This window comes from Paenibacillus sp. Marseille-Q9583 (assembly GCF_976954365.1).
Map to the genome: position 1 here is coordinate 61,293 of NZ_CDRJTB010000030.1, position 10,741 is coordinate 72,033.

The 10,741-nt window shown below is 46.7% G+C and carries 11 protein-coding genes; 9 read left to right on the plus strand and 2 right to left on the minus strand.

Annotated elements, in window-relative coordinates:
- The first annotated feature begins 5 nt into the window (after positions 1-5).
- Positions 6-662: a histidine phosphatase family protein gene (locus tag ACWNM1_RS15420; RefSeq protein ID WP_449601627.1), complete on the plus strand. Its 657-nt coding sequence runs from the start codon at positions 6-8 to the stop codon at positions 660-662.
- Positions 663-766: 104 nt separating this feature from the next.
- Here the strand turns inward: ACWNM1_RS15420 and catA are convergent, their stop codons facing one another.
- Positions 767-1,426, minus strand: coding sequence for a type A chloramphenicol O-acetyltransferase (gene catA / locus ACWNM1_RS15425; protein WP_449601628.1), 660 nt, complete (start codon positions 1,424-1,426; stop codon positions 767-769).
- Positions 1,427-1,568: 142 nt separating this feature from the next.
- Here catA and ACWNM1_RS15430 point away from each other — a divergent pair, with 142 nt between their 5' ends.
- The 8 genes from ACWNM1_RS15430 (at position 1,569) to ACWNM1_RS15465 (ending at position 8,805) form a co-directional block, all read left to right on the plus strand.
- A complete protein-coding gene (locus ACWNM1_RS15430) occupies positions 1,569-2,105 on the plus strand; it encodes an AAA family ATPase (RefSeq protein ID WP_449601629.1) in 537 nt (178 codons plus the stop codon).
- A gap of 125 nt (positions 2,106-2,230) precedes the next feature.
- Positions 2,231-3,682: a MocR-like pyridoxine biosynthesis transcription factor PdxR gene (pdxR, locus tag ACWNM1_RS15435; protein WP_449601630.1), complete on the plus strand. Its 1,452-nt coding sequence runs from the start codon at positions 2,231-2,233 to the stop codon at positions 3,680-3,682.
- Positions 3,683-3,701: 19 nt separating this feature from the next.
- Complete coding sequence (locus tag ACWNM1_RS15440; RefSeq protein WP_449601641.1) at positions 3,702-4,634, plus strand: D-alanine--D-alanine ligase; 933 nt, start codon at positions 3,702-3,704, stop codon at positions 4,632-4,634.
- A complete protein-coding gene (locus tag ACWNM1_RS15445) occupies positions 4,627-5,790 on the plus strand; it encodes an aminotransferase class I/II-fold pyridoxal phosphate-dependent enzyme (RefSeq protein WP_449601631.1) in 1,164 nt (387 codons plus the stop codon). The genes ACWNM1_RS15440 and ACWNM1_RS15445 overlap by 8 nt, the downstream gene beginning before the upstream one ends.
- Positions 5,791-5,882: 92 nt before the next feature.
- Positions 5,883-6,944, plus strand: a complete 1,062-nt coding sequence (gene cobT, locus ACWNM1_RS15450; RefSeq protein ID WP_449601632.1) for a nicotinate-nucleotide--dimethylbenzimidazole phosphoribosyltransferase — start codon at positions 5,883-5,885, stop codon at positions 6,942-6,944.
- Positions 6,941-7,489, plus strand: a complete 549-nt coding sequence (gene cobU, locus ACWNM1_RS15455) for a bifunctional adenosylcobinamide kinase/adenosylcobinamide-phosphate guanylyltransferase (RefSeq protein ID WP_076284100.1) — start codon at positions 6,941-6,943, stop codon at positions 7,487-7,489. Before cobT ends, cobU begins: the two co-directional genes overlap by 4 nt.
- A complete protein-coding gene (cobS, locus tag ACWNM1_RS15460; protein ID WP_449601634.1) occupies positions 7,486-8,301 on the plus strand; it encodes an adenosylcobinamide-GDP ribazoletransferase in 816 nt (271 codons plus the stop codon). Before cobU ends, cobS begins: the two co-directional genes overlap by 4 nt.
- A gap of 177 nt (positions 8,302-8,478) precedes the next feature.
- The gene (locus ACWNM1_RS15465; RefSeq protein ID WP_449601636.1) at positions 8,479-8,805 is read left to right on the plus strand and encodes a YnfA family protein; all 327 of its coding nucleotides are present in this window, start codon (positions 8,479-8,481) and stop codon (positions 8,803-8,805) included.
- A 59-nt stretch (positions 8,806-8,864) separates the two neighbouring features.
- Here ACWNM1_RS15465 and ACWNM1_RS15470 read toward each other — a convergent pair whose 3' ends face one another.
- Positions 8,865-10,553 (minus strand): methyl-accepting chemotaxis protein, encoded by a 1,689-nt coding sequence (locus ACWNM1_RS15470; protein WP_449601637.1) that lies wholly within the window; start codon positions 10,551-10,553, stop codon positions 8,865-8,867.
- Between the last annotated feature and the right edge of the window lie 188 nt (positions 10,554-10,741).

A 10,741-nucleotide genomic window follows, 5' to 3' on the forward strand; every position in this document is an offset into this window, starting at 1 on the left:
TAGACATGGCGTTTCCTTCTATAGAGCTAGAATTAGTACTTGTCCGCCACGGGCAAACTCAGTGGAATGCTGAGCATCGTTACTTAGGACATACGGATCTCTCATTGCTATCTAGTGCAGTAGAGCAGCTATCTCAGATTAAGCAGCAGTCTGAATTATCGAATGATTTTTGGTGTGTATTTTGCAGTGATTTGCTTAGATGTCGAGAGACTCTATCTTACATTTCACCTTCTTTAGAGAAGGTGGCTGTCTACGATCCGCGCCTGCGTGAAATGAATTTTGGTGCTTTCGAAGGCTGTACTTATGAGGAATTGAAGGATAACTCACTGTATAGAAGCTGGATTGATAATCCTTCCACAGTTACACCACCGGATGGTGAAACATGGGCGCAGTTTGACGAACGGTTGCGTAGCTTCCTGTCAGATCTGGGGCGAGCGGCTGAGGATATATTTGTGCAGGCTGCAATTAGTGAAAAAAAGGCTGAGGCAATAACAAGCAGGGTTTTGGTAGTCACACATGGTGGTGTTATTCGGAATTTCCTTGCACAGTTAATTCCTGGTGTCACATTCTACAGCGCAGTTGCACCTTCTCCGGGAACAGCAATGGTACTCAGGCTAGTTTGGCAGAACGGGCAATGGTCGGCAGATATTTCGGGAGATTGATGAGAAAATCAAATAAAAAAAAGGTTCCACATATTAGCCATATCTATATGTGGAACCCTTTATGTTTAAACTATCGTTCGCCCTCAGCAGAATAAAGTGGATAATTAGATGGTAGGTAACCATTCCTTATAGGTATCTGCACGTGATTGCAATTCATTATACAGCAAGCTGGCATGGTAGCCGTCGCAAACGGCATGGTGGAATTGTCCTGATAATGGCAATAGTATTTTTTTGTCTTGCTGAAAATATTTCCCTATCGTAAAGATGGGAAGTAGGTAGGTTCCTTCGTTATACACGTTCAGGTTAAAGCCCGTGAAGCTGACCCATGGAATGCTAGAGATAGGGAAGGTGTTCGGTGGTTCGTTTGCTTTAGCGATAAATTGTTTCACGCTTCCGTACATTTTCATATCATCGAGATAACGGTTATAGAAATCATTAAACTTTTCACCGTACGAAGTCCAGATGCTTGAGAAAGTTTTATCATTATCATGGAAAATTGTAAAACTAGGTGACAAGCTATCCCAATAACCTAATCTACCTTCAGAATCAAAGCATGTGCGGAATTCACTATGACAGTTCACCACCGTAGTTATCATGTGGATTAGTGCCGGGTACAGCTTAATCCCCTTATGCTTAAGCTCTGACAGTAGAAGGGTGATATCAATATTTGCGGTCATGCTGTAGGTACATCTGACATTGTTTAAATAATGTTCAAAATAGGGTTTTCTACTCCAGTTATCAATGACAATCGGGTTAAAAATCATTTATTATGACCTCCTAAAATTATTTCATTTTTCATTTTAGGAGGTCTGCTGGACTGATTTCACCATATCCTTATCACAATCCCTTAAGAAAGTATTTTGTAACGATGAGTATACCATCAAGTGGAAGGGAGATGCATTTATAATGCTGAGCGAAAAGTTGGTTATTGAAAAATTGCTTCAGCAAAAGCGTACGAGTGTTGTTTCCATCGTAGTGATGATGTGCGGTGTGGCAGGGTCGGGTAAAACGACCTTTGCTCAAAAGTTAGAGAAAGAAGGATTCGCACGGCTCTCGATAGATGAGGACATCTGGGCTACTCACGGCCGTTTCGGGGTGGATTATCCAGAGCAGGATTATGAGTCTTATAAAGAAGAGTCGGAGATAAAGCTGCGGGGGGAGCTGGTGAATCTGCTTCAGGCAAAACATCATGTTGTTATCGATTTCAGCTTCTGGCAACGTCAGAGACGGAACGATTACAAGCAGCTCATTGAGAGTTATGGTGGCGTGTGGGAACTGATTCACTTAAAGGTTCAGCCGAATGAATTGCGTCAGAGACTGCTTATCCGGAGTGAACGTTTTGACGCCAATGCCGCATTTCCGATTACTGAGGACATATTAACCCGGTTTTTAAATGGTTTTGAGATTCCTGCTGGAGAAGGGGAGCTTGTGATTGAAGCATAGATCTGTAACTTGATTTTTTGGGCATTTGTCCTCTCATAGAACCACAGCCGGAAAAAATCCCTTGGCTGTGGTTCTTTTTTTAAGCGCCTGATTATGCCATGATAGCTATGGAGGCGACCAAACAGATGTTTAAGGATTTTAAGCTCATAGCCGGACGGCCGGTGTATATACAAATTAAAGACTATATGAAGCACTTAATCATAAAAGGCGGTCTGCAAGGCAATCAAAAGCTGCCCTCCACACGAGAGCTCAGCACATTGCTTAAGGTTAGCCGTAACTCAGTAATCTCTGCTTATGCAGAGCTTGAGGATGATGGATTCGCGTATGCTGTGCAGGGTCAGGGAAGTTATGTGGCACCTACACCTCCCGGCAGTGAAACAATCTCTTCCTGGACGATGGACTGGAAGACGCGTATCAATGATCATGCGCGGCTGGCGGAGGAACTGGATATCATGAAGCGCGGTATACGAGCGGAGAAGGGGACGATCTCCTTCACGAGCATCGCGCCTGATGAGAGTCTTTTTGATCTAGATAATGTGAAACGCTCCTTTATGGATCGTATGTCGGTGGAAGGCAACGTCTTACTAAATTATGGATATGCCAAAGGGTATAAGCCTTTAATAGACTATTTGAAGCAGTACATGGAGCACAAAGGCGTTGAAATGAAAGGCAAGGATATATTGATCACCAATGGCTTTACAGAGGGATTCGATATTGTATTGTCTGCACTTAGTAAAAAGAATGGTTCGGTCATCTGTGAGAATCCAACGCATCATACGGCGATCAAAAATCTGAAGCTGAATGGCTTTGAGATCACCGGGATTCCTATGGAGCGTGATGGGATTGATCTGGTTGAGCTGGAGAAGGCATTGCAGGAGCAAGCCTTTGACTGTGCCTACTTTGTCCCCTCTTATCATAATCCGACCGGCATTGTAATGTCTCCCGAGAAAAGACAGAGGCTAATGAAGCTGATGAACCGGTACCAAATACCAGTGATCGAGGATGGTTTTAACGAGGAGTTACGCTATTCGGGCTCACATGTGGCCCCACTTATCGCAGCAGCAGGGAGCGGCAACAGCGTGATCTATCTAGGTAGCTTCTCAAAGGTATTATTTCCGGGACTACGCGTAGGCTGGGTGCTGGCAGATCAGGAGCTGATCTATTCTCTCGAAAGCGTCAAGCGCGCACGCACCATTCATACCTCGACGCTGGATCAATCCATTTTGTATCAGTACTTATTAGGTGGCCATTTAGAGAAGTATTTGAAAAAAGCCAGAGCGGAATATAAACGAAAATATGAATTAACCCTGCAATGCTGTAAGGAGTTTATTCCTTATACGGCGTTATCAGGGGATGGCGGATTGCATCTTTTTGTAACCTTTGCGGAGGGTTTTAATACAAGGACGCTGCTGGCGGCCTGTCATGAACAAGGGGTTATTTTTACAGCAGGAGATATATTCTTCACAGACGGTAAAGGTCAAAATACGATACGGATCGGTTTCTCCAGAGTGACGGATGAGGATATCCGCAAGGGGATCGAGATTATTGGCAGAACAGCACGACAACTAATGGGATAAAGAGGTGCTTGAGATGAAGATGAAGGTAGGCGTAATTATGGGCGGGGTGTCCTCAGAGTATGAGGTATCCATGAATAGCGGTAGAGAGATTTTGAAGAATCTGGATCCCAATAAATATGAGGTTACTCCAATAGTGATCACCAAGCGTGAAGAGCTTATTGAGCAGGCAAAAGGAATCGATATCGCGCTGCTTGCGCTCCACGGAGCTTACGGAGAGGACGGTACGGTTCAGGGGACGCTGGAGACGATGGGGATTCCTTATACGGGTAGTAGCGTTTTGTCTAGCAGCATTTGTATGGATAAAGATCTTTCCAAAAAGCTTATGCGCTGCTCAGGCGTCAACACGGCGGATTGGTTGTGCTGGGATAGTATGAAGGATTATTCTCAAGAAGCCGTAGAGCGGATTGGGTATCCTGTTATGGTGAAGCCATGTGCAGGCGGTTCGAGTATCGGTATGGAAAAGGTGCGCAGTAGCGAGGAGCTGTTGAGCGCAGTACAGAAGGCTTTTGCTTGTGATCAGTCGATTCTGATCGAGAGCTACATTCAAGGCCAGGAAATCACTTGCTCTATTCTAAATGGAGAGATGCTGCCCGTTTTGGGAATCACCTCGGCGCATGCGGAGTGGTTCGATTACAGTGCGAAATACGAAGATGGTGGGGCAGACGAACGGGTCATTGATCTACCAGCTGAGGTGTATGAGCGAGTACGTGATGCAGCCTTAACTTGCTACAAAGCACTAAAATGCAGCGTGTATGCAAGGGTGGATATGCTCATTAAGGATGGTATTCCATATGTGCTGGAGGTGAACACATTACCGGGAATGACGAAGGCGAGTCTTTTACCCAAAAGCGCGCAAGCGGCAGGCTACTCCTTCAGCGGACTGCTGGACGCAATTATTTCCCTTTCCCTGGCGGAAAAGAGTCCAAAAGAAGAGGTGTACAGCCATGCATAATGAATGGGTTGCTCCACGTGTGCGAGAGATTGCTCCCTCGGGGATTCGGGCTTTTTTTGACCTAAGTACAGGGAATCAGGATATTATATCGCTTGGCGTAGGCGAGCCTGATTTCGTTACACCGGAGCATGTAAGAGCTGCCTGTATTCGTGCTTTGAATAATGGGGAGACGATGTATACACCAAATTCCGGCTTGTTGGAGCTTAGAGAAGAGATCGCCTCTTATCTGCACACAAGCTTCAATCTCCGTTATGAGCCAACTAACGAGATTATGGTTACAGTGGGAAGCAGTGAAGCCGTGGATTTGGCTCTGCGGGCCTTTATTACACCCGGGGATGAGATTATCGTCCCTTCTCCGAGCTATATTGCGTATTCGCCGATTACTCATTTGAACGGTGGGATTACGGTAGAGGTTGAATCTTCAGCCGAGCAGGGTTTTAAACTTATTCCTGAAGCGTTGCGGCAGGTGATTACCCCGCGTTCCAAGATTCTTATGGTTAATTTTCCGACTAATCCTACAGGAGCAGTAATGACTTACGACGATTGGCTACCCATTGCACAGATTGTAAAAGAGAATAACTTACTTGTCATTTCAGATGAAATCTATGCCGAGCTAACCTATGATAGTCAGCATGTCAGTATTGCCTCCCTTCCTGGGATGTTGGAACGAACGATTGTCATTAGTGGCTTCTCCAAAGCCTTTGCGATGACTGGCTGGAGAGTGGGTTATGCTTGTGGTGATCAGGAATTAATTGCTGCGATGCTCAAAATCCATCAGTACACTGCGATGTGTGCTCCGATACTAGGTCAAATCGCTGCCATTGAATCACTGCGGAATGGTATGGAGCATAAGGACCACATGAAACGATGCTTTGATGAGCGAAGAAAGCTGCTGGTTAGTGGATTTCGATCTATTGGTTTACCTTGCCACGAGCCAGAGGGTGCATTTTATGTCTTTCCTTCCATCGCTAATACCGGAATGAAGTCAGAGGATTTCGCTTTGCAACTGCTCAAGGAGGTTGGTGTTGCTGCGGTTCCGGGGCATGTGTTTGGAGCGGGTGGAGAAGGGTATATTCGCTGCTCTTATGCAGCATCCCTACAAAAATTGACGGAAGCGCTGGAGAGAATCGAAGGATATATGAAAGTGAAGTTGTAATTCTAGTGGTCCCCATCTATCATAGATGGGGGCTTTTCTGTGTAGATAAGATAGAATAGGTGATACGGATATCTTTAATTGGAGGCTAAAATATGATTTCAACGATTCAAGAAGTAATTAAACGAATCACACCAGCTGATGAACAGTCTTTCCTGAAAGCGGAGCACCGCCTGAATATTCTAACCAAACCGCCGGGAAGTTTGGGACAATTGGAGACTCTGGCTGTTAAGCTCGCTGGAATTTCGGGTACGGAGCAGCCTAGCTTCACCAAACGGACGGTTGTTGTAATGGCTGCCGATCACGGTGTATGCTGCGAGGGAGTTAGCGCATTTCCGCAGGAAGTCACAATGCAGATGGCCTATAATTTTCTCAGCGGAGGAGCGGCTGTGAATGTATTGGCACGCCAAGCCGGGGCTGAGGTAAAGTTCGTAGATATCGGTGTTAACGGCGATCTTAGTCATGACGATCTGATTGATCGTAAAGTGCGCCGGGGAACGGATAATATGGCTGTGGGACCTGCGATGAGCCGTGAGGAAGCGATGAGTGCTGTACTTGTAGGGATAAGAGTCGCACAAGAAGCGATTGAGAACGGGACGGAGATTTTTATTACAGGTGAAATGGGCATTGGGAATACAACGGCTAGCGCAGCCATTCTGTGTGCTCTAAAAGGAATACCACCTGAAGTAGCCGTTGGAAGAGGAACGGGAATTGATGATGAACGTCTACTACATAAGATTGCAGTTGTGGAACGCGCCTTAAAGGTGAATCAGCCGAGTCCGGCAGATCCGCTGGATGTATTGTCCAAAGTAGGGGGACTGGAAATCGCCGGTTTGACTGGTCTAATTCTTGGCGCAGCCGCTGCCAGGGTGCCTGTCATTTTGGATGGTTTTATTTCGGGCGCAGCAGCTCTTGTGGCGAAGGCGCTTGCGCCAGAATCCATTGCTTATATGATAGGCTCTCATCTATCAGGAGAACAAGGACATAAGCTGATGCTTGAGCAGCTTGGCCTTGAACCGTTGTTTAACCTGGGTCTTCGTTTGGGTGAAGGAACAGGAGGCGTATTGTCCCTTCATTTAATAGAGGCGATATGCCGCATTTTGAGTGAAATGGCCACCTTTGAAAGTGCAGGCATCTCTGGAGCTGGGAAACAATGAGTATTCTTGTAACGGGAGGCGCGCGTAGCGGGAAAAGTGGTTTTGCAGAAAAATTGATGTCGTCACTGGCAGATCAGGCCTTCTATGTTGCAACCGGACAAGCGTTTGATGATGAAATGAATGAACGGATTGCACTGCATCAGCAACAGCGCTCGCAAAGCGGATATGCTTGGGAGACGTTAGAGGAGCCTTATGATTTGCCAGATCTTCTTAAGCGTTTATCTGGTGAAAAGGCGGTTCTCGTAGATTGTCTAACGTTGTGGTTATCGAATGTACTGCTAGCCATGGAAGGATTTACGGATAGGCAAGAGTTGATAGAGAGCGAGATTACAAGACTTGAAGACAGTGTACGCACATTTCAAGGAAACCTCATTTTGGTCACTAATGAGGTTGGAGACGGTATTGTTCCGGAGTATGCGCTTGGCCGATTGTACCGTGATCTGGCAGGACGTATGAACGCGCTGCTTGCTCGGCAATGCGAGCAGGTTTTTTTAGTGACTGCTGGCATTCCAATTGAACTCAAGAGCAGGGAGTATCGTTTATGAGGGAGCGCAGAGATGCTGCCGCGGCTGCCTTTCAGTTTTTGTCCCGGTTTCCTGTAAAGAGTGACCCTGGATTTTCTCCTGAGCTGCTGCGCCGAAGTGTGATATTCTATCCCGTGGTGGGTGCTGTTATCGGACTTTGCGTAGCTGCTGGGGCAGCTTTGATGGGAATGATTTTACCAGCTTGGCCAGCCGCTGTCATTACCCTCATTCTATGGGTAGGACTCACCGGAGGTCTGCACCTTGATGGCTGGATGGACAGTGCAGATGGTCTGCTAAGCTACCGACCGAGGGAACGGATCCTGGAGATTATGAAGGATAGCCGTGTGGGTGCGATGGGGGTGCTCGCCTGCGTGCTGCTCTTGCTGTTAAAGGCCTCTTTAGTGGCAGCATTAATCGAAGGCTACGCCTATTACGAGCTGCCACTGCTCTTGCTGCCAGCGATCTGGAGCCGCTGGTATATGGTGCGGGCAATGGTGCGTTATCCCATTGCCCGCGGGAACGAGGGGCTGGCCGCAAGCTTCGCCGGCCTCGCTCCCTCGCATGAGCGGCGCGCGCTGGCGATAGCCGCGCTGCTCTCGCTAGCCGCAGCCGGTGCGCCTCTGGCGCTCGGCGCGGGCATAGCCGCGTGGCCGCTGCATCTGGCGGCAGCGTTACTGCTGCCGGCTGCGGCCTTGGCCAGCGGCACCGTGGCTGCGCGGCGGATTAGCAGCCGGCTCGGCGGGCTCACCGGCGATGTGTATGGCGCGCTGAATGAGCTGCTAGAGGCTGTGCTCCTACTAGTATTAGTGCTGCTCCAGCACAATTTCATGTGAGTGGCTCCTGCGGGTGACGCATAGTAGCCAGCTCGCTCAATCTGATTTTATACTCTCATGCTGCCTGTGGTTCCAGCAGAATCTTGCTTGTACACATACTTACTAACCGTGATGATGTTATATCATATTTTGCGAAAGATTTGATATTTTTAGAGTTCAATAGGAAAGAGGGATGACATGGTTGCTGCCATTCTACTATTTGTAATTGCCGGCCTTGCTGAGATCGGAGGCGGTTACTTAGTATGGTTATGGCTAAGAGAATCAAGACCTCTTTGGTACGGCTTGGTAGGCTCTTTGATTCTGATAAGCTACGGCGTTATTCCTACGTTGCAGAAGTTTCCATCCTTCGGAAGAGTGTATGCAGCTTACGGTGGGGTGTTTATCGTGCTCGCTGTGTTATGGGGCTGGCTAGTTGACAAGAAAACACCCGATGTATATGACTGGGTTGGTGCTGTTATTTGTGTGATCGGCGTTTCGGTCATTCTTTGGGCGCCGAGACACTAAACCAAACAACCCGTTCAACACTTTCGTGTGAACGGGTTGTTTTTATTTAAGCCTAAGCTTTAGATCTTAAATTGTTGCACAGCTTCCTGAAGCTTCTTAGCCTGCTCATATAGATGCTGCACGGTTACTGCATGTCCTTCAAGCTCTATACGTTGGCGCTCCGAGTTCTCTGATAGTGTGTCCGCACTTTCTTGGGATCTTGAAGTAATTTGTGCGGTTTCCTCGACGGAAGCACTCACTTCTTCCGTACTTGCTGAGATTTGCTGCGTCGCCGCAGATACGGATTGAATATTCTGATTGATGCTTTGGATCAGAATCAGAAGGTGATTGAAGGCATCGCCCGCTTCTGCCACCTTGCCTACCCCGGAGGCTACCTCAGAATTCACATGGTTCATCTCAGTAACGGAGCGATTCATATCTTCCTGAAGTCCGAGAAGGAAATCACGAATCTGCTCATTCGCATTACGGGATTGTTCGGAAAGCTTGCGTACTTCTCCGGCAACCACGGCAAAGCCGCGTCCATGTTCTCCTGCACGTGCTGCTTCGATCGAAGCATTGAGCGAGAGCATTTGGATTTGCTTCGTAATTTCAGTAATACTATGAACGACTTCTCCGATCATTACTGAACGTTCATTCATAACTTGTAATTGCTCCAGCGACTGCAGGGATGCACGTTCAACATGGCGCATTTGCAGAACGGCACTTTGGGCAATCTCATTACCGCCAATCGCTTCAGCGGAAGCTTCACTGATCTGCTCAGTGACTTCGGTGGCTGCTGAAGCAATATGCTGAATGCCGAAATTGATTTCTTCCATAGCTTTTGAATTATCTAGAGCGCTGCTCGCGATGGTCGTACTACCTTTACCAATTTCTACAACAGATGTACTAGAGTGGTCTGCCATTTCATTTAAGACCTCAACACGTTCTCTTAAAGAATTGGAATCGGTGACCACAGTATTTGAGGTGACGAGTACATGTCCAATCATTTCTTTTAGGCGCAGGGTCATCGCTTGGAAGCTTCTGGACAGTTGGGCTACCTCATCACTGCCTTTAACCGTTAATTCCTCTGTGAAATCTCCCTCTGCAAGACGGGCACTGTAAGCTGCAAGCTTTGAGATAGGACGAGTAATCCGCATACTCATAAACCAGGCACCAGTTGAGCCTATAATCAGCGTTAGCAGAGTGATCCCGGCACTGGTCCACAGAATGCTGTCTGTTTTTTCTTGAATAAAGCTTACATCACTGCTAATTCCGATAACCATCGTACTTCCGGGAATTCCGATATAAGCTGACTTATGTACACCATGCGAGTCCTTGTATGTATCGCTTAGTCCACTCTTTCCTTTAAGAGCTTGCTGCATTGCAGAGGATACCTTAACAATTTCATCCGGCTTTAATTTTGCATCATGATCTACGGACAGAACCTCAGCTTCCTTGCCTTTTAGATTGAGTAGAAAAATAGTCTCAACCCCATGCTGCTTTCTCTTATCCTGAAAATAGAATTCAAGATTGGTGGCTGCTTGTTCGTTCTTCTTTAGTGCTTGCTGAGCATGCATTGTATTTATATTCTTATATACGTCCTGAGCAGCTGCAGTTAGAATTTGATTGATTTGTGGCATGACATAGCTGTTGAAAATACTGGTGGATATAAAATAGAAGCTGGTACTTAACAAAAGAGATGTGAGTAATAGAACTACAAATAATAAACGCGTAAATCTGCGACTGATCGACTGCTTGAAACGAAACATATTGTTCTCCCCCTTTTTATGGGCAGCGAAGCCCCATTTCTTTATATCCCTACCGACTGCTAGTGACTGGCAACCTGCAATATATTCCATAGTTATGTAATATATCAACTAAATGGATCGGGAATGAAGTGTTTGATACTATTCTATAGAATTAACCTCTGGATGAATAGTGAAAATTTTAGTTTATA

What these genes read in the sequence shown, in the direction of transcription:
- ACWNM1_RS15420 (WP_449601627.1), top strand. Translation starts at nt 6, where the DNA reads ATGGCGTTTCCTTCTATAGAGCTAGAATTAGTACTTGTCCGCCACGGG.
- catA (WP_449601628.1), bottom strand. Translation starts at nt 1,426, where the DNA reads ATGATTTTTAACCCGATTGTCATTGATAACTGGAGTAGAAAACCCTAT.
- ACWNM1_RS15430 (WP_449601629.1), top strand. Translation starts at nt 1,569, where the DNA reads ATGCTGAGCGAAAAGTTGGTTATTGAAAAATTGCTTCAGCAAAAGCGT.
- pdxR (WP_449601630.1), top strand. Translation starts at nt 2,231, where the DNA reads ATGTTTAAGGATTTTAAGCTCATAGCCGGACGGCCGGTGTATATACAA.
- ACWNM1_RS15440 (WP_449601641.1), top strand. Translation starts at nt 3,702, where the DNA reads ATGAAGGTAGGCGTAATTATGGGCGGGGTGTCCTCAGAGTATGAGGTA.
- ACWNM1_RS15445 (WP_449601631.1), top strand. Translation starts at nt 4,627, where the DNA reads ATGCATAATGAATGGGTTGCTCCACGTGTGCGAGAGATTGCTCCCTCG.
- cobT (WP_449601632.1), top strand. Translation starts at nt 5,883, where the DNA reads ATGATTTCAACGATTCAAGAAGTAATTAAACGAATCACACCAGCTGAT.
- cobU (WP_076284100.1), top strand. Translation starts at nt 6,941, where the DNA reads ATGAGTATTCTTGTAACGGGAGGCGCGCGTAGCGGGAAAAGTGGTTTT.
- cobS (WP_449601634.1), top strand. Translation starts at nt 7,486, where the DNA reads ATGAGGGAGCGCAGAGATGCTGCCGCGGCTGCCTTTCAGTTTTTGTCC.
- ACWNM1_RS15465 (WP_449601636.1), top strand. Translation starts at nt 8,479, where the DNA reads ATGGTTGCTGCCATTCTACTATTTGTAATTGCCGGCCTTGCTGAGATC.
- ACWNM1_RS15470 (WP_449601637.1), bottom strand. Translation starts at nt 10,553, where the DNA reads ATGTTTCGTTTCAAGCAGTCGATCAGTCGCAGATTTACGCGTTTATTA.